Origin of the sequence: Mesorhizobium sp. LHD-90 (genome assembly GCF_030929505.1) — a bacterium.
Taxonomy (GTDB): Bacteria; Pseudomonadota; Alphaproteobacteria; order Rhizobiales; family Rhizobiaceae; genus Kumtagia.
In genome coordinates this window covers 200,896-218,013 of sequence record NZ_JAVFVV010000008.1, presented here as the reverse complement: position 1 = coordinate 218,013, position 17,118 = coordinate 200,896, and the positions used below count along the sequence as shown (strand labels likewise).

Here is a 17,118-nt window from a genome sequence, read left to right as displayed (position 1 = left end):
ATCGTTCACCAAAGGCGCGAAAATGTCGACACATCGTTCACTTTCGGAACGATTTTCTTATCCCGGATGGGTCATGTCCTCCGGGCGTACCAGTTGGTCGAACTCGGCGTCGGTGACGTAGCCGCCGCCGACGGCCTCCTCGCGCAGCGTGGTGCCGTTTTTGTGCGCCGTCTTGGCGATCTTGGCGGCATTGTCGTAGCCGATCTTCGGCGCCAGCGCGGTGACAAGCATCAGCGAGCGCTCGAGCGCGGCCTTGATATTGTCCTCACGCGCCTCGATGCCGGTGACGCAATTGTCGGTGAAGGAGATGGCGGCGTCGCTCAACAACTGCACCGACTGGAGGAAATTATAGGCCATCAGCGGGTTGTAGACGTTGAGCTCGAAATGCCCCTGGCTGCCGGCGAAGGTGATGGTGGAATTGTTGCCCATGACCTGGATGCACACCTGGGTGAGCGCCTCGCACTGCGTCGGATTGACCTTTCCGGGCATGATCGACGAGCCCGGCTCGTTTTCCGGCAGTGAAAGCTCGCCGAGGCCGGAGCGCGGGCCGGAGCCGAGCAGGCGGATGTCGTTGGCGATCTTGAACAGCGCCGCCGCCGCCGAATTGATGGCGCCGTGCGAGAAAACCATGGAATCGTGGGCGGCGAGCGCCTCGAACTTGTTGGGCGCCGTGACGAAACCGATGCCGGTGATGGCCGCGATGCGCTCCGCCACCTTCTCGGCGAAGCCGACCGGCGCGTTGAGGCCGGTGCCGACCGCCGTGCCGCCCTGGGCGAGCTCCTGCAGGCCGGGCAGCGTCAGCTCGATGCGCGTGATCGAGGATGCGACCTGCGCGGCATAACCGGAAAACTCCTGGCCGAGCGTCAGCGGCGTGGCGTCCTGGGTGTGGGTGCGGCCGATCTTGATGATGTGGTCGAAGGCTTTTGCCTTGGCGTCCAGCGCGGCGTGCAGGTGCTTGAGGGCGGGCAGGAGGTCATGGACGATCCGCTCGGCGCAGGCGATGTGCATGGCCGTTGGATAGGTGTCGTTCGACGACTGGCTCATGTTGACGTGGTCGTTGGGATGCACGGGTTTCTTTGAACCCATCACCCCGCCGAGCATCTCGATCGCCCGGTTGGAGATCACCTCGTTGGCGTTCATGTTGGACTGGGTGCCCGAACCGGTCTGCCATACGACCAGCGGAAAATGCTCGTCGAGCTTGCCGTCGACGACTTCCTGGGCGGCCTCGACGATCGCCCTGCCGATCTTCGGGTCGAGCCGCCCGAGATCCATGTTCACTTCCGCCGCGGCGCGCTTGACGATGCCGAGCGCGCGCACGACCGACAGCGGCTGCTTTTCCCAGCCTATTCTGAAGTTGCCGAGCGAGCGCTGAGCCTGCGCGCCCCAATAGCGGTCGGCCGGCACCTCGATCGGGCCAAACGTGTCGGTCTCGGTTCTGTGCTCGCTCATCGCGTCTCGCGTCCTCATGCCGGCAGGCGGTTGTCGCGGGCTGGCGTATCGCGTCGCACAACGGGCTTCAAGCGAAGAATGGCGCGCGACCGGAACCAAATCGGTTCAAAGAAGACGGGCGGTTTTTGGGCCGGCCTCGATCCGCGGCGACGCCTCGTCCGCTGTCAGCCGGTGACGCGGCTGCGAACGGGCCGGGCAGCGATGTGGACGCCCACAGCCGCGCCGAGGGGTTCGGCGCTGCGCGCCAAAATCTCGAAACCGCCAGCGGAAATTTTTTCATGGAGCAAGCGGGCGATCTTTTCCGCCTGCTCGGCGCCGGGCGGTTCGTAGAAAAGTTCGAGCGTCGCGCCCGGCTTCAACAGGCGCTTCACGGTCTCCAGTTCGCGGCGCGGGTCGATCCAGAAGACGTTGACGTTGACGGCGAGGATTTTGTCGAAGCATTGCGCGCCGAAGCCCGGGCCGCCCGGTGCGGCATCGGCGGGCGCCGCACCGTCGGACCCGGCGTCGGCCAGAGCGGCGGTGAAAAAGGCGGCACGGCCGGCCGCGATGTGATCGGCGTTGCGTTTCGTGGCCGAGGCAACCGCTTTTTCCGAGCGGTCGATGGCGGTGAGGCGACCGCCGTCGAGGCGGGTGCAGAGAAGGCCGGCAAGCACGCCGTTGCCGCAGCCTATCTCCAGCAGCCTGGCGTCCTTTTCGAAGTCCAGCCTGGCGGCGGCCCAGACAAGGCGGGGCGGGATTTTTTCGGCCATCGGTTCAGACGAAGTTGCGGGAGGCGCACTATCGGCGGTGACAAGGATCCGATCAAGCGCCGCAAAATGAAACCGCCCCGCCGGTGAGGGCTCCGGCGAGGCGATTTGTGACGCGGGCTTTCCGTTCGACTCGTCGTCCGGATCGCCTTTGCACGTCCATAAAATGCGTGGAGCGCGGGAGAGTTCCGCCCGATTTCGGGAAAAGACCCGATGCCTGCTCGATGTCGAGTGGCGAACCCCTGCCGTCGGCGGCGGGATCGCCTGAGCGCTTCAACGGCCTTTTTGGCGGGGTGGCGAACTAAAAAAACGCCTCCCGCACCTGTGACAGTGCTGGAGGCGTCTTTTTGTCCTGGCGGTCTTTTGAACTGCCTCGGACAATGAAGAAATGCACCGGCGGCAAAAGGGTTCCAGTCGATCCGAGAATTCTTTTTGCCGGCAACGATCGAACGAACGGGGACGCTATTCCACGAGTTCACGTCGTGCCGCCGAGGCGAGAAAGGCGGAGCGGGTCTGGCCGCGCTTCGCGCGCCACCACCCTTGGATATCAATTGGCAGCCAGCTTTTCGTTGATGTGCCGCGTCGCTATTTCGCGTTTCTCGCCGGCCGGGATGATGTCGACTTGCGCCAAAAGCGCATTCCAGAACGCCAGCCATTCTGGTTTCTGCACGAAGATTTCGCGAGGGAAACTCCTGTTCCGATGTGCGATCTGGTCGAGTTGAGAAGGGGAATTGTATCTGCTCGTAGCGACTGCATAAATATCGCTTTGGTCGAGTTTGTCGACGGCGGCGGTAAGTGCTTGCGCTTCGCTCTGCAGCATTTCCGTGAGGGTGGCGACGATGAAGCCCGCCAATCTGGTGCTTGCAGAAGCGTCCGCAGACGAGACAGCGGTCGTCAGCATAAGTTGACGATTGGCACCGGGCGCGGTCGCCGTGGGGCCGTTCCAAGCCGTTGCGCCCGCGACGTTCACGAGCCCAATATACTGCCAGCGCTCCAGACCTACAGTGCTGCCGAAGGCTTCGACCGCGCGATGTGCAAGTGCGACATCTGTCCAAGTGGTATCGTCAACCCAGCACCATTTACAAATAGAAGGCGTGGAGAGGACGTGGATCGCACCGTCATTGAATCGGGCCCGTTGTTCCGGGCTGAACGCCTGTACGAATCTACCCAAGCGCAGTTCGTCAATCGGAAAGGCCCTGGGATCACGAACCTTCTGGATCGCAACCTTGACTGCGTTGTCGTCGATATATCGCGCGTCGAACAGTCTAGAAGTCAAAGCCCATCCGTCGGCGAGTCCCCCCTGATCTCCACGTTCGGCCAACATGGCCGCTTGGTGGGAAAGCTCAGCGTTCGATAAGCTGAGGGCGCGCGGCGGCTTGGTTGGATCGAAGCCATAGATCGCCGCCGCCATCACTTCGGTCTTCAGATCAAGTGCTCCATAGGCAACCATCTCAAACGGTCCTGCACGCGTCTCCCAAATCGTCGGAGCTTTGTCGAACGGCCCCATGCTCATGCGAAAAAAGGGAAAATAGGCAGGCACACGCGCGTAGGCGCGCTTCCACGTAAGCGCCGGGGTGTTCTGATTGGCGGCCACGATGACCGCGGTCAATTCCTGGGCATATCTGCTATCGCGACCAAACGGTTGCCTGAGGATATGCAGGCCATCCGGCAGTGTCGCCAGATCAATGGTTTTGAGGCACTCGTCAATGCGCCCTATCCGATGGAGAACTGACGACTGAGCGTTGTCCTCCGCTGTGCAATCGGCGCCCTCCGCAAGCATGGTTTGGCGAATCGTCTTGATCGCCTTGGTACGGTCGTTGTTTTGATAGGTGATTTCGACCAATCGCTCGACTGCGCCCTCAGTGACGAAGGTTCTAGGCAGCGAGGGGTGGGCATCGACAACCAGGGTACGGACCTGAGCCAAAGCCGGAGCGATTTCGGGAGGCGTTATGTTTTCTGCCTCGAAGCTCAGATTTGCTCGCATGGCAACGGATATCAGTGCCCATCCGCCGAAGAACACGACTGGCGCCCAGGCATAGCCGAGCTTGCCATTCCCAGTCCCGACCGCGACGAGAACCAATGCGACAGCTAGGAGTGAGACGATGCTGACAAACATGCCAACGCCGCCCAGAAACCCCATTGTCAAAACGGTGATTGTAGCACCGCCAGAGGCGCCTAGCCCGCAGGCGATCGCCATGACGACTATGCCGACAATAACTTCGCCAACGCGCTCCATGTCGAAAACCTTGTCGCGGGGAAGTTTCGGCGGCGCTAAGGGACATGCTTAAGATCAACGAAAAGGGCGGCATCGCTGCCGCCCTTCCGCATTCGTGAAGCCTTGGTTGGCAGGACTTAGAAATCCATGCCGCCCATGCCGCCCATGCCGCCGCCCGGCATTGCCGGCGCGCCCGAGTCCTTCTTCGGAGCCTCGGCGATCATGGCCTCGGTGGTGACCAGCAGGCCGGCGACCGACGCGGCGTCCTGGAGAGCGGTGCGCACCACCTTGACCGGGTCGACGATGCCCATGGCGATCATGTCGCCATACTCGCCGGTCTGGGCGTTGTAGCCGTAGGTCGCGCCCTTGTTCTCCAGGATCTTGCCGGCGACGATCGAAGCTTCCGCTCCGGCGTTGGCGGCGATCTGGCGGGCCGGGGACTGCAGCGCGCGGCGCACGATGGCGATGCCGGCGGTCTGGTCGGAGTTGACGCCGGTGGCCTTGAGGTTGGCCGAGGCGCGCAGCAGGGCGACGCCGCCGCCGGCAACGATGCCTTCTTCCACCGCAGCGCGGGTGGCGTTCAGCGCGTCGTCAACGCGGTCCTTCTTCTCCTTGACTTCCACTTCGGTCGCACCGCCAACGCGGATGACGGCAACGCCGCCGGCCAGCTTCGCCAGACGCTCCTGCAGCTTCTCCTTGTCGTAGTCCGAGGTGGTCTCCTCGATCTGCTGCTTGATCTGGGCGACGCGGCCCTGGATCTCGGCCTTCTTGCCGGCGCCGTCGACGATGGTGGTGTTCTCCTTGGAGATCGACACCTTCTTGGCGCGGCCGAGCATGTTGAGGCCGACATTCTCGAGCTTGATGCCGAGGTCTTCGGAGATGACCTGGCCGCCCGTCAGGATGGCGATGTCTTCCAGCATGGCCTTGCGGCGGTCACCGAAGCCCGGAGCCTTTACGGCGGCGATCTTCAGGCCGCCGCGCAGCTTGTTGACGACCAGCGTGGCAAGAGCCTCGCCCTCGACGTCTTCCGAGATGATGAGCAGCGGCTTGGAGGTCTGCACGACGGCTTCCAGGACCGGCAGCATGGCCTGCAGGTTGGAGAGCTTCTTCTCGTGGAGCAGGATGTAGGCGTCTTCGAGCTCGGCGACCATCTTGTCCGGGTTGGTGACGAAGTAGGGGCTGAGGTAGCCGCGGTCGAACTGCATGCCTTCGACGACTTCCAGCTCGGTCTCGGCGGTCTTGGCTTCCTCGACGGTGATGACACCCTCGTTGCCGACTTTCTGCATGGCTTCGGCGATCATCTTGCCGACCGACTCGTCGCCGTTGGCGGAGATGGTGCCGACCTGCGCGACCTCTTCCGAGGTCTTGATCTTCTTGGCGGCCTTGCCGAGCAGACCGACGACTTCGGTCACGGCGAGGTCGATGCCGCGCTTCAGGTCCATCGGGTTCATGCCGGCGGCAACCGCCTTGTGGCCTTCCTGGACGATCGACTGGGCGAGAACGGTGGCGGTGGTGGTGCCGTCGCCGGCGATGTCGTTGGTCTTTGAGGCGACCTCACGGACCATCTGGGCGCCCATGTTCTCGAACTTGTCAGCAAGCTCGATTTCCTTGGCGACGGTGACGCCGTCCTTGGTGATGCGCGGCGCGCCGAATGACTTGTCGATGACGACGTTGCGGCCCTTGGGACCGAGCGTGACCTTCACGGCATCGGCGAGAATGTTGACGCCGTGCAGCATGCGCTCACGGGCGTCGCGGGAAAATTTTACGTCTTTGGCAGCCATGTCTTAGCTCCTTGTGCCTTGCGGCTATATTGGATGGATGGTGCGGATGAGGCCGACGATCAGCCGATGATGCCCATGATGTCGGATTCCTTCATGATCAGAAGGTCTTCGCCATTGAGCTTCACCTCGGTGCCCGACCACTTGCCGAACAGCACGCGGTCGCCGGCCTTGACGTCCAGCGGAACCAGCTTGCCGCTCTCGTCGCGGGCGCCGGAGCCGACGGCGATGATCTCGCCTTCCTGCGGCTTCTCCTTGGCGGTGTCCGGGATGATGATGCCGCCTTTGGTCTTCTCTTCGGAATCGACGCGCTTGACGACCACGCGGTCGTGAAGCGGGCGGAACTTCGACTTTGCCATGTTGACTATCCTTGAATGCGGACGTTGAAAGGGCTCCTCCGTCCGGCGTGGCCGGACTGCGGTTAGCACTCGCTCTGAAGGAGTGCTAACGTGGCGCGGAGATAGGCGCTCGCTTTTGCTCTGTCAAGAAGTCCGCGATGCGGGTCGGAGCGGATTTTCGGCCGGTTTTTGCGCCGGCTTCCGATCAGGGCGACAGATTCTCCACGCGGACAGGCAAACGGAGCAAACATTGCTGGCCGCATTCGGTGTCTTGCGGCGGACCGTGCCGGCAGCCACTGCGCTGTCGGGCGCTTCCTCTAAACGGAATTCTCCGGCGTGACCAGACGGGGGCGGGAAAAGGCGGACCGTGGCGGCTCGGCGGAAGGGCGGGCTGCAAACGGGAAGGTCTGCGCTTCCGGCGCGCAAGTATCTGCGCGCACGCGCCCCGGCTCTCGAGATCCGCATTTTCGCTCGCTCTGACGGATTTCGAGATGGCCTCCAAGTCAAAGCTGGTGACAGGGTGAAAACTCTCGGTTAATCGGGATGCCGCCGAATGCCGGCCCGGAGGGCTGGCGCCACGGCGGTGAATCAACAGCATGCGGTGCGGCCTTGGTAAAATTCGTTCGATCGCTGGATGAGCTGTCTGGCTATCCAGCCATCTTCTGCGACGTCTGGGGCGTGCTGCATAACGGCGTGCACAGCTTCCACAACGCCGTTTCCGCGCTGACGCTCGCGCAGGAAAGGGGACAGGCGGTCGTCCTGGTTACCAATGCGCCCCGGCCGGCCGCGCCGATCGTCGCGCAACTCAGGGCGCTCGGCGTGACAGGCTGGGACCGCGTCGTCACCTCGGGCGACGTGACGCGGGAACTCGTCGCCAACGGGCCGCGAAAGATCTTTCATCTCGGACCCGAACGCGATCTTACCCTCTACGAGGGGCTCGACGTCGAGATCGTCGAGGAGTTCGAGGCGTCCGCGGTGGTCTGCACGGGGCTGTTCGACGACGATACGGAAACGCCCGACGACTATGCCGAGATGCTGCGGCGCATGCGCGCCCGCGACCTGCCCTTCATCTGCGCCAACCCGGATATCATGGTCGAGCGCGGTGAGCGCACGATCTATTGCGCCGGCGCGCTGGCGCGGGCCTACGGGCAACTCGGCGGGCGCACGCAGATTGCCGGCAAGCCGCACAAGCCGATCTATGACGCAGCCATGCATGCGGCCGGCGAGGTACTCGGCCGCGACCTGTCGAAGAGCGAGGTGCTGGCCATCGGCGACGGTGTGCTGACCGACGTGAAGGGCGCGGAGGACTATGGCCTCGACGTGCTCTATGTCTCGGGCGGCATCCACGCCAGGGACTATGGCGACATCGACGATCCGGACCGCGAGAAGTTGATGGGATTCCTCAACCATCACGGCCGGCTTCCGGTCGCCGTGATCACGCGCCTGAGATAGGGCTGGGCGGCGCATCATGACGACTGGCGGCTTCGAACGGCTCACCGGGTCCGGGCGACTGCCGCAGCGCCTGCGCGGCGGCGTGGTGGCGATCGGCAATTTCGACGGCGTGCATCGCGGCCACCAGGCCGTGCTGGAGCGGGCGCTGGTCGAGGCGCGGGCGCGCGGTGTGCCGGCGCTGGTGCTGACCTTCGAGCCGCATCCGCGCGCCGTCTTCCGCCCCGACATTCGGCTGCCGCGCATCACGCCGGCGCCGGTGAAGGCGCGGCTGGTGCGGCTGCTTGGCTTCGATGCCCTGGTGGAGCAGCCGTTCACGCGCGATTTCGCCGGCCAGTCGGCGGACGACTTCATCGATGGCGTACTGTTGGGGCAGCTTGGCGTCAGCCATGTCGTGACCGGTTTCGATTTCCATTTCGGCAAGAACCGGCAGGGCGATCCGGCCTTCCTCGTGGCGGCGGGCAAGGACCGCGGCTTCGGCGTCACCCAGGTCGAGGCCTTTTGCGACGAGGGCGGCGAGGCGGTGTCGTCGAGCCGCATCAGGGCGCTGCTCGAAGCCGGCGACGTGTCGCAGGCGGCGGGTCTGCTCGGCTACCGCTTCACGGTGGAAGGCGAGGTCGTGCACGGCAAGAAGCTTGGCCGGACGCTGGGCTTTCCGACCGCCAACATGATTATGCCCGAGGACGCAGTGCTCAGGCACGGCATCTATGCGGTGCGGCTGCGGCGGCCGAATGGCGACCTGCATGACGGCGTCGCCAGCTTCGGCCGGCGGCCGACAGTCGAGAGCGAAGGCGAGCCGCTGCTGGAGACCTACGTCTTCGATTTCGCCGGCGATCTCTATCACGAGATCTGCGACGTCTCTTTCTTCGGCTTTCTGCGCGGCGAGGAGAAATTCGACGGGCTGGACGCTCTGCTGGCGCAAATGCAGCGCGACAAGGAGGAAGCGCGCGCGCTGCTTTCCGACGTCCGCCCGCTGTCCGAACTGGACCAGAGGCTCGCCTTCTGACACCTATTTCCGCAGGCCGAAACCGAAGGCGATGAAACTGACGCCCTGGATGATCAGGTCGACCGCCAGGAAGATGCCCAGGACCCAAAGGCTGTTGACCGGCCAGCCGCTCCAGATGATTACGCCGGCGAGCGTCGTGATGACGCCCGAGGCGACGATCCAGCCCCAGCCGGACAGCGACTTGCCGGTGAACCCGACCCAGATGCGAAGCAGGCCGGACACCACCAGCGCGATGGCCAGAAACAGGGTCAGGATCGCCGAAGCAAGCAAGGGATTGGTGAAGGCCAGATAGCCGGCGACGATGTAGAGCAGGCCGCTGATCAGCCACCAGAAGAAGCTGCCCCAGCTCTTGACACCGAATGCGTGTATGATCTCGATGACGCCGCCCGCGATCATCATCCAGCCGACGAAGAAGACCGACGCGGCGGTGGCGAGGAGAAGGTTGCCGGCGGCGATCACGCCAAGCACGAGAAGCAGCACGCCCAGTACGACGAACCACCCCCATTTTGTTCGCGTTTCCCGGTTGGCTTCGTTCAGCGGGCCCTGAACTCCCTCGGATACAGTCATTGTCGCCCTCTCCTTGAAAAAGATGCTGCGGCATATCGCCAAGCCCAAGCTAACCCTGCGTGCCGCGGGCGTCCAGCACCAGAAGCGCAAACGATGCCGTTCAAAATTAAAGAGAATTCTGCCGAAAACCGCGCAAAGGCGGCGGCCGACAGACAAACCGCGATGGTCGCCTAGCGTCCGGTCGATAAAGTTAAGAATATCGGCGCTGAAGCCGGCTTGTGCCGGGTACGATGAGGTGGTCTACTCCACGGATGAGGAACATCGCCATTGTATGGGCGTTGATGCTGGCCTGCGCCGGTCTGTTCATCTTGTGCGACAGTCTGAGTGCGCATTGGGGAAAGACTGGAAACGCCAGAAGCCTGGTTGCTTTCATAGTTCTGTCGCCGCTGTCGTATTTCGTCTTTGCCTTCATAAACAGGCGGATGGATCTCGCCGTCGCCGGCGCCCTGGTGAATACGCTGATCGTGATCGGGGCAGTTGCGGTCGGCGTGCTGGTGTTCGAGGAACAACTCTCCAGCCTGCAATATGTGGGCATAGGCCTGGCGCTCGCCTCCGTCACCTTGCTCAATCTGAGCTGAGGATCAAAACGCCGATCCACATCATTTAAGTCAAACTTTACCCTCATGGCCGAAAACCGCTTCAGACTGCCTTCTGAGACGGAATCTCCCATGTCGAAAAGAATCGTCGCTCTCGGGCTCGCGGCCGCGGCGGCTCTTGGCGTCGCCCCGGCGGGAGCCGAGGAAAAATCCGGCTTCTTCGACTGGGTGCATGGCGACTGGTATCTGACGGTCGGCGCGGCGGGCTTTGCCGCGCCGGAGTTCGAGGGCGCCAGCGACATGGTTTTTCGCGCCACGCCGATGATTTCCCTCGGCAAGGCGGGGCCAGAGGCGCGCTTCACCTCGCGCAACGACAACATATCGCTCTCCTTCATGGATACCGGCGCCTTCAGGGCAGGTGCGGTCGGCAAGATCGTGTTTCCCCGCGATTCCGATGATTCCGATGAACTCGACGGGCTCAGCGACGTGAAATGGGGCGCCGAACTCGGCGCCTTTGCGGAGTTCTACCCAACCGACTGGCTGCGCGTGCGTGGCGAGTTGCGGCAGGGTGTGTTTGCGCATCAGGGCATGGCCGGTGACATCGCGGTCGACGCCTTCAAGGATGTCACCGAGGCGATCCGGGTTTCGGGCGGGCCGAGGCTCTCCTTCGCCTCTGCCGACTATTTCGAGACCTATTATGGCGTCGACGCCGGGGAGAGCGCGGCGTCCGGCCTGGCCGAATACGATCCCGGCGGCGGGCTGAAATCGGCGGGCGTCGGCGGCGCCATCACCTGGAAGGCGACCGAGAAGGTCACCGCCAGCCTGTTCGGCGAATATGCACGCCTGCTCGGGCCCGCTGCGGACTCCTCGCTGGTGAAGGAGCGCGGTTCGGTCGACCAGTTCATGGTCGGCCTGTCGACCACCTACCGGTTCGATTTCACGGTGCCTTGATCTTCCGGACGTGCGGCCGGCCTCAACTGTGCGACCGTTTCAGAACGACTTGCTGAACGTAAAGGTCTTCTTGCAGTCGACCCCGTCGTTGAGCGTGCAGGAGTGCCCGGCCGTTATCCGCACCGATTTCCAGGGGTGGAACTCGAATCCCCAGCCGACCCGATTGAAGCCGCCTGACGTGTTCGGGAGTTCGACGAACAGGTGGTCGATGAACCACTTGGGCAGTTTGATCTTATCGTAGAGGAACTCCTTTATGATGGTCTTCAGGATCAGTTCGTTGGCGATGTGGTGCAGGGCGTTCGGTGACAGCGATATGCCGTCCGGTCCGCCGATGACGACCCCGAACTCGTCGATGTGGACGTTGCAGCGGACCGGCGACAAGGCAAGATGCAAGGCGCTGAAGTCGAGCGTCGCCGATTGCCCGTCGGTCCATTGGATTTCACGGAACCCGGTTCCGCTGGTGGCGAGGAAGGACAGGTCGATCACATCGGGCGTGCCGTGCTTCTTGCCCTCGATGAAACTTTTTCCATTGGCCTTCTGGGCGTCCCGGACGGCCTGCGCGAACTTCTTGTAGTTGCGCGGATTGAAGTTGATCCCGTCGAGCGTCGTGCCGCCGATCGCGGGCTCGCCGTCGATGAATTCCTCCAGCTTGATCCCGAGCACCGACATGCGCTTCGCGATGGCCTGGTAGACGTCGCTGCTCAGATATTTCGGCGGGCCGGCCTGCGGGTCGCCCATGCGACCCCAGTTGCTGGGAGCGATGTAGACTCGGCACAGCCCAAGCTTGTTGGTCGAGATGTCGAGGTGAAGATAGTTGTAGCTATGGGTCTGGCTGTAGCCGAACGCGTCGATCCCGGCATCGCGCCACGGATCGGCGTCGGGCAGCGTGACGTTGTGCTTGCGGAACCGGGTGTTGTGTTCGGCCTTCGTCAGCAGGCGCTCGTATTGGTCGCAATGGAACTCGAAGCCGTAATAGTGGCGCGAATAGCCGGTGATCCACCAGCGCATCCCGTCGAGCGACAGGCCGAGTTCGTTCAGCCTCAGCCTGATCTTGTTGCCTTCCGCCGCCGAAAGAGTCCTGTCCCCGCTCATGTCCGACCTCGCTCCGTGATCTGGCGTCGACTTGCGATTGTGGAAGGAAGATCATTATATGTGGATTTTGTAACAAAGGCGCGTCGCCGGGAACGCAGCTTGTGTCGGCCTCGTTTCGTTCGTTTTCGACAGCACTCATCGAAGCCAAAGCTTGTCGCCCGGTTGTGCGATCGCAGGCGTTTCGAACAGGTCGGCCCGTACTCAAGTCGGCTGTTGCTTCTCTTGGGAAACCCGCCAGTCATTCAGGCCGGGCGCCTCGGCCCTTTATCTTGGCGCCGCGCTCGGCTAAAGAGGCGACCATGAGCGCACTTTTTGCGACCACGATACGAATTATGTGCCCGGCCTTCCGGGCGGCCTGAGCCGCCGGAAGCCCCGGGAGATTTTTGCCCAGAGCGCACTCGCGCTTTTCCCAGTTCATGATAGTTGAACGCCCTGGCTTTCCGGCCGGGCAGTCCACAATGGCAAGACGATGACCGACGCAACCGAAAAACTTGACTATTCAAAGACGCTCTACCTGCCGCAGACGGATTTTCCGATGCGCGCCGGCCTGCCGGAGAAGGAGCCGCAGATCGTGGCGCGCTGGCAGGAGATGGACCTTTATGCCCGCTTGCGCGAGGACGCGGCCGGCCGGCCGAAATATGTGCTGCATGACGGCCCGCCCTATGCCAACGGCAACATCCATATCGGCCATGCGCTCAACAAGATCCTGAAGGACGTGATCACCCGCTCGTTCCAGATGCGCGGCTACGATTCCAACTACGTGCCGGGCTGGGACTGCCACGGCCTGCCGATCGAGTGGAAGATCGAGGAGGAGAACTATCGCTCCAAGGGCAAGGCCAAGCCAGACTTGTCCGATCCCGCCGCCATGGTCGCCTTCCGGCAGGAATGTCGCGCCTATGCGGAAAAATGGATCACCGTGCAGGGCGCCGAGTTCCAGCGGCTCGGCGTGATCGGCGACTTCAAGAACCCCTACACGACGATGAATTTCCACGCGGAGTCGCGCATCGCCGGTGAGCTTTTGAAGTTCGCCCTGAGCGGCCAGCTCTATCGCGGCTCGAAACCGGTGATGTGGAGCGTGGTCGAGCGCACCGCGCTGGCCGAGGCCGAGGTCGAGTATGCCGATTACGAGAGCGATACGGTCTGGGTGAAGTTTCCGGTGGTCGCCTTCGATCAAGAGAAATTTCTTGGGCTAAGGGACCTCAAAACCAAAGAGCTTGAAAACCATTTCAAGGTTGGACAGGGCGCCTACTCAGAGCAGGCCGAAGGCTTGACAAACGACATGCTTGCGCTCGTCCCGCAGTTGCTCGATTCCAGTGTGCTGATCTGGACCACTACGCCTTGGACGATCCCGGGTAACCGCGCGGTGGCGTTTGCCCGCATGAATGTGCTGTACAACCTCTATGAGGTTGAGACGGCGGAGAATGATTTCGGTCCGAGGCCCGGCGAGAAGCTGATAATCGCAAGCCGGCTCGCTCAGGAATGCGCCGAGAAGGCTAAGCTGACGCTGAGGCGCATCTCCGAGGTGGAGGGCGCGATGCTCGACTCCCTGACGCTTGCGCATCCGCTCAAGGGTCTCGCCGGGGGCTATGAGTTCGCCGTCCCCACGCTTGCCGGTAGCCACGTCACCGAGGATGCCGGTACGGGCTTCGTCCACACCGCGCCCGGCCACGGTCGCGAAGACTTCGACGCCTGGATGTCGGCCGGAAAAGACCTGACCGCGCGCGGCATCGACACCGCGATCCCCTTCACGGTCGACGATGCCGGCTTCTTCACCAAGGATGCGCCGGGCTTCGGCCCGGACCGTCCCGGCGGGGCGGCGCGCGTCATCGACGATTCCGGCAAGAAGGGCGACGCCAACAAGGCAGTCATTGACGCGCTGATCGAGCGCAACATGCTGTTCGCGCGCGGGCGGCTGAAGCACCAGTACCCGCATAGCTGGCGCTCGAAGAAGCCGGTGATCTTCCGCAACACGCCGCAGTGGTTCGTCTATATGGACAAGGAACTGGGTGGGTTTACCTCCCCCTCGAGGGGGGAGGTCGCGACGCGAAGCGGCGCGGGTGGGGGTGTAACTGGCTCTCACCCCACCCCGGCGCTTCGCGCCGACCCTCCCCCTCAAGGGGAGGGTAAGCCCGACACCCTCCGCTCCCGCGCCCTGGCCGCCATCGACGCCACGCGCTTTGTGCCGGCGGCGGGCCAGACGCGGCTGCGCGCGATGATCGCCGAACGGCCCGACTGGGTTCTGTCGCGTCAGCGCGCCTGGGGCGTGCCGATCTGCGTCTTCGCCGACGAAGACGGCAACGTGCTGAAGGACGACGCGGTCAACCAGCGCATCCTCGAAGCCTTTGAGGCCGAAGGCGCCGACGCCTGGTTCGCGGACGGAGCACGAGAGCGCTTTCTCGGGCCGAAAGCCAACGAACCGTGGACGATGGTCAAGGACATCCTCGATGTCTGGTTTGATTCGGGCTCGACCCACACCTTCACGCTGGAGGACCGGCCGGATCTGAAATGGCCGGCGGACGTCTATCTGGAAGGCTCGGACCAGCATCGCGGCTGGTTCCACTCTTCGCTGCTCGAAAGCTGCGGGACGCGGGGCAGGGCGCCTTACGACACGGTCGTCACCCATGGTTTCACCATGGATGAGGAAGGCCGGAAAATGTCGAAGTCGCTCGGCAATACGGTCGTGCCGCAGGACGTGATGAAGCAATCCGGCGCCGACATCCTGCGGCTCTGGGTGATGACCACCGACTACTGGGAAGACCAGCGGCTCGGCAAGAACGTGCTGCAGACCAACATCGATGCCTACAGGAAACTGCGCAACACCATCCGCTGGATGCTGGGCACGCTGGCGCATGACGACGGTAGGGATGTGGCTCTGGCCGAGATGCCGGAGCTGGAGCGGCTGATGCTGCACCGGCTCTCCGAGCTCGACGAGGTGGTGCGCGGCGGCTACGACGCCTTCGACTTCAAGCGCATCACAAAATCGCTGCTGGACTTCATGGTGGTCGATCTGTCGGCGTTTTACTTCGATATCCGCAAGGACGCGCTCTACTGCGACGCGCCGTCGAGCAAGCGGCGGCTGGCAGCGGTGCAGGTGGTACGGCATCTGTTCGACCATCTGGCGACGTGGCTGGCGCCGATGCTGCCCTTCACCACGGAAGAGGCGTGGCTGGAGCGTTATCCGGACCGGCGCTCGATCCATCTGGAGCAGTTCCCAGACGTGCCTGCCGACTGGCGCGACGACGCGCTGGCGGAAAAGTGGCGAAAAGTGCGGAAGGTGCGCGGCGTGGTCACGGCGGCGCTCGAGATCGAGCGGGCGAAGAAGGTGATCGGCTCGTCGCTGGAGGCGGCACCTCAGGTGTTCGTGGCGGATCCCGACCTGTTTGCCGCGGTGAGCGACGCCGACATGGCGGAAGTGGCGATTACCAGCGCCATCGCCGTCACGGATGGCGAGGCGCCGGCGGACGCCTTCCGGCTGGACGACGTGGCCGGCGTGGCGGTCGTGCCGCGACTCGCGTCGGGCACGAAATGCGCGCGCTCCTGGCGCTATACCGACGATGTCGGCTCCGATCCGGCGTTCCCGGATGTGTCGGCGCGCGACGCCGCGGCGCTGCGCGAACTGCAAAAGCTGGGCAGATTGCCGTGAAAATCGCCGTATGCGTTGTTATGCGTGAACGCATACGGTAGAGAATTAACCAATCCGGCGACAAACTATCGCCGGATTTGCCCGCCAATCCGCATACAAGGGGATTCGGGGCGACTTTAAGAGGCTTATCGCGTGACACTTCTTGGCATGACGGGAAACCGCCGTTCCGGCATAGCGATGGCTGCCGGTCTGGCGGTTGTGGGCGTTGCGCTCTCGGGCTGCATGAGTTCGCCGACCTACGGCACCGACAAGACATCGAGCGAGCAGCTCCTTGGCGACGTCAGCAACATCCTGGCGCTCGCCCCCAAGGAACGTCCGCCGATCGACTACAAGCCGCGCCCCGAGTTGGTGAAGCCCGTCAAGGGTTCCGCCGCAGCGCTGCCGGCGCCGCAGGAAAGCGTCGCCTCGGCCGACAATCCCGCCTGGGTGGAATCGCCGGAAGAAAAGCGGGCGCGGCTGCGTGCCGATGCCGACGCGAACCGCGACGATCCGAACTGGAGCCCGAGCATCGAGCCCGATCTGGCGAGAGCGACCGCGGCGAAAGCCGAAAAGAACCCGGTCATGAACACACGCCACCTGGAGACCGGCGTGCAGCCGGTCGGCCTGGTGGCGACGAACGCCCAGAGTGAGGCGTTCCGCAAGAAGCTGGCCGAACAGCGCCAGGGCAATCCGGAAGTCCGCAAATTCCTCAGCGAGCCGCCGCTCGACTACCGGCAGGCGGCGACCGGTGCGCCGGTTGGCGAACTCGGCGAGGACGAGCTCAGGAAAGAGCGTCGCCTGAAGGCCGAGGCGCGCAAGAAGAGCGACAAGAGCTGGGCCGACGTCCTGCCCTGGTAAGCGGGACGAGACCGCGGTCCCCAAGAATTCCTACGGATCGCGGCGGTTCCGGAAAAAGCGTTTCAGCATTTCCGCAGCGGGGCGTTCGCCAATGCCTGGATAGACTTCGGGCGTGTGGTGGCAGGTCGGTGAGGCGTAGAAACGCGGCCCGCTGACGACGGCGCCGCCTTTCTCGTCGACGGCGCCGAAATAGAGGCGCCGGATCCGCGCGAATGAGATCGCCGCCGCGCACATGGCGCAGGGTTCCAGCGTGACATAGAGATCGCAGTCGGTCAGCCGCTCGGCGTCGAGTTTTCCGGACGCCTCGCGGATAGCCAGCATCTCGGCATGCGCTGTCGCGTCTTTCAGCTCGCGGGTGCGATTGCCGACGCAGGCAAGCATCTCGTCGCCGCGCACGAGCACGGCGCCGACCGGCACCTCTCCACGCGCCGCCGCGGCCTCGGCTTCGGCAAGCGCCAAACTCATGAAATCCGGGCGTTTCAAGGGGGGAACCATGCAGACATTTCCCTCG

Annotated in this window: 14 protein-coding genes; 6 read left to right on the top strand and 8 right to left on the bottom strand. The window is 63.5% G+C overall.

Annotated elements, in window-relative coordinates; genetic code table 11:
* Positions 1 to 57: 57 nt before the first annotated feature.
* The 5 genes from fumC to groES all read right to left on the bottom strand — a co-directional run bounded on the left by fumC (position 58) and on the right by groES (position 6,547).
* Entirely contained in the window at positions 58 to 1,449 is a 1,392-nt protein-coding gene (gene fumC / locus RB623_RS13530; RefSeq protein ID WP_308057369.1) for a class II fumarate hydratase, read from the bottom strand.
* A gap of 164 nt (positions 1,450 to 1,613) precedes the next feature.
* Complete coding sequence (locus RB623_RS13525; RefSeq protein WP_308057368.1) at positions 1,614 to 2,198, bottom strand: class I SAM-dependent methyltransferase; 585 nt, start codon at positions 2,196 to 2,198, stop codon at positions 1,614 to 1,616.
* Between the two features lie 544 nt (positions 2,199 to 2,742).
* The gene (locus tag RB623_RS13520) at positions 2,743 to 4,431 is read right to left on the bottom strand and encodes a hypothetical protein (protein ID WP_308057367.1); all 1,689 of its coding nucleotides are present in this window, start codon (positions 4,429 to 4,431) and stop codon (positions 2,743 to 2,745) included.
* A 116-nt stretch (positions 4,432 to 4,547) separates the two neighbouring features.
* Positions 4,548 to 6,191, bottom strand: a complete 1,644-nt coding sequence (groL, locus tag RB623_RS13515; protein ID WP_308057366.1) for a chaperonin GroEL — start codon at positions 6,189 to 6,191, stop codon at positions 4,548 to 4,550.
* A gap of 59 nt (positions 6,192 to 6,250) precedes the next feature.
* Positions 6,251 to 6,547 (bottom strand): co-chaperone GroES, encoded by a 297-nt coding sequence (groES, locus tag RB623_RS13510; protein WP_308057365.1) that lies wholly within the window; start codon positions 6,545 to 6,547, stop codon positions 6,251 to 6,253.
* A 588-nt stretch (positions 6,548 to 7,135) separates the two neighbouring features.
* Here groES and RB623_RS13505 point away from each other — a divergent pair.
* Together RB623_RS13505 and RB623_RS13500 are read left to right on the top strand one after the other, a co-directional pair.
* Positions 7,136 to 7,978, top strand: a complete 843-nt coding sequence (locus tag RB623_RS13505) for a TIGR01459 family HAD-type hydrolase (protein WP_308057364.1) — start codon at positions 7,136 to 7,138, stop codon at positions 7,976 to 7,978.
* A gap of 16 nt (positions 7,979 to 7,994) precedes the next feature.
* Positions 7,995 to 8,981, top strand: a complete 987-nt coding sequence (locus RB623_RS13500; protein WP_308057363.1) for a bifunctional riboflavin kinase/FAD synthetase — start codon at positions 7,995 to 7,997, stop codon at positions 8,979 to 8,981.
* Between the two features lie 3 nt (positions 8,982 to 8,984).
* Here the strand turns inward: RB623_RS13500 and RB623_RS13495 are convergent, their stop codons facing one another.
* Positions 8,985 to 9,548 (bottom strand): HdeD family acid-resistance protein, encoded by a 564-nt coding sequence (locus RB623_RS13495; protein WP_308057362.1) that lies wholly within the window; start codon positions 9,546 to 9,548, stop codon positions 8,985 to 8,987.
* A 251-nt stretch (positions 9,549 to 9,799) separates the two neighbouring features.
* Here RB623_RS13495 and RB623_RS13490 point away from each other — a divergent pair, with 251 nt between their 5' ends.
* Positions 9,800 to 10,126, top strand: a complete 327-nt coding sequence (locus tag RB623_RS13490; protein WP_308057361.1) for a hypothetical protein — start codon at positions 9,800 to 9,802, stop codon at positions 10,124 to 10,126.
* 90 nt (positions 10,127 to 10,216) lie between these two features.
* Complete coding sequence (locus RB623_RS13485) at positions 10,217 to 11,035, top strand: MipA/OmpV family protein (protein ID WP_308057360.1); 819 nt, start codon at positions 10,217 to 10,219, stop codon at positions 11,033 to 11,035.
* Between the two features lie 39 nt (positions 11,036 to 11,074).
* Here the strand turns inward: RB623_RS13485 and RB623_RS13480 are convergent, their stop codons facing one another.
* Positions 11,075 to 12,127 (bottom strand): hypothetical protein, encoded by a 1,053-nt coding sequence (locus tag RB623_RS13480; RefSeq protein ID WP_308057359.1) that lies wholly within the window; start codon positions 12,125 to 12,127, stop codon positions 11,075 to 11,077.
* Between the two features lie 469 nt (positions 12,128 to 12,596).
* Between RB623_RS13480 and ileS the strand changes: the two genes are divergently transcribed.
* Together ileS and RB623_RS13470 are read left to right on the top strand one after the other, a co-directional pair.
* A complete protein-coding gene (ileS, locus tag RB623_RS13475) occupies positions 12,597 to 15,770 on the top strand; it encodes an isoleucine--tRNA ligase (protein ID WP_308057358.1) in 3,174 nt (1,057 codons plus the stop codon).
* Between the two features lie 132 nt (positions 15,771 to 15,902).
* The gene (locus tag RB623_RS13470) at positions 15,903 to 16,607 is read left to right on the top strand and encodes a hypothetical protein (RefSeq protein WP_308057357.1); all 705 of its coding nucleotides are present in this window, start codon (positions 15,903 to 15,905) and stop codon (positions 16,605 to 16,607) included.
* A gap of 30 nt (positions 16,608 to 16,637) precedes the next feature.
* Here the strand turns inward: RB623_RS13470 and RB623_RS13465 are convergent, their stop codons facing one another.
* On the bottom strand, positions 16,638 to 17,090 hold the full coding sequence (locus RB623_RS13465; RefSeq protein ID WP_308057442.1) for a nucleoside deaminase: 453 nt from the start codon (positions 17,088 to 17,090) through the stop codon (positions 16,638 to 16,640).
* Positions 17,091 to 17,118: the final 28 nt, after the last annotated feature.

What these genes read in the sequence shown, in the direction of transcription:
- fumC (WP_308057369.1), bottom strand. Translation starts at nt 1,449, where the DNA reads ATGAGCGAGCACAGAACCGAGACCGACACGTTTGGCCCGATCGAGGTG.
- RB623_RS13525 (WP_308057368.1), bottom strand. Translation starts at nt 2,198, where the DNA reads ATGGCCGAAAAAATCCCGCCCCGCCTTGTCTGGGCCGCCGCCAGGCTG.
- RB623_RS13520 (WP_308057367.1), bottom strand. Translation starts at nt 4,431, where the DNA reads ATGGAGCGCGTTGGCGAAGTTATTGTCGGCATAGTCGTCATGGCGATC.
- groL (WP_308057366.1), bottom strand. Translation starts at nt 6,191, where the DNA reads ATGGCTGCCAAAGACGTAAAATTTTCCCGCGACGCCCGTGAGCGCATG.
- groES (WP_308057365.1), bottom strand. Translation starts at nt 6,547, where the DNA reads ATGGCAAAGTCGAAGTTCCGCCCGCTTCACGACCGCGTGGTCGTCAAG.
- RB623_RS13500 (WP_308057363.1), top strand. Translation starts at nt 7,995, where the DNA reads ATGACGACTGGCGGCTTCGAACGGCTCACCGGGTCCGGGCGACTGCCG.
- RB623_RS13495 (WP_308057362.1), bottom strand. Translation starts at nt 9,548, where the DNA reads ATGACTGTATCCGAGGGAGTTCAGGGCCCGCTGAACGAAGCCAACCGG.
- RB623_RS13490 (WP_308057361.1), top strand. Translation starts at nt 9,800, where the DNA reads ATGAGGAACATCGCCATTGTATGGGCGTTGATGCTGGCCTGCGCCGGT.
- RB623_RS13485 (WP_308057360.1), top strand. Translation starts at nt 10,217, where the DNA reads ATGTCGAAAAGAATCGTCGCTCTCGGGCTCGCGGCCGCGGCGGCTCTT.
- RB623_RS13480 (WP_308057359.1), bottom strand. Translation starts at nt 12,127, where the DNA reads ATGAGCGGGGACAGGACTCTTTCGGCGGCGGAAGGCAACAAGATCAGG.
- ileS (WP_308057358.1), top strand. Translation starts at nt 12,597, where the DNA reads ATGACCGACGCAACCGAAAAACTTGACTATTCAAAGACGCTCTACCTG.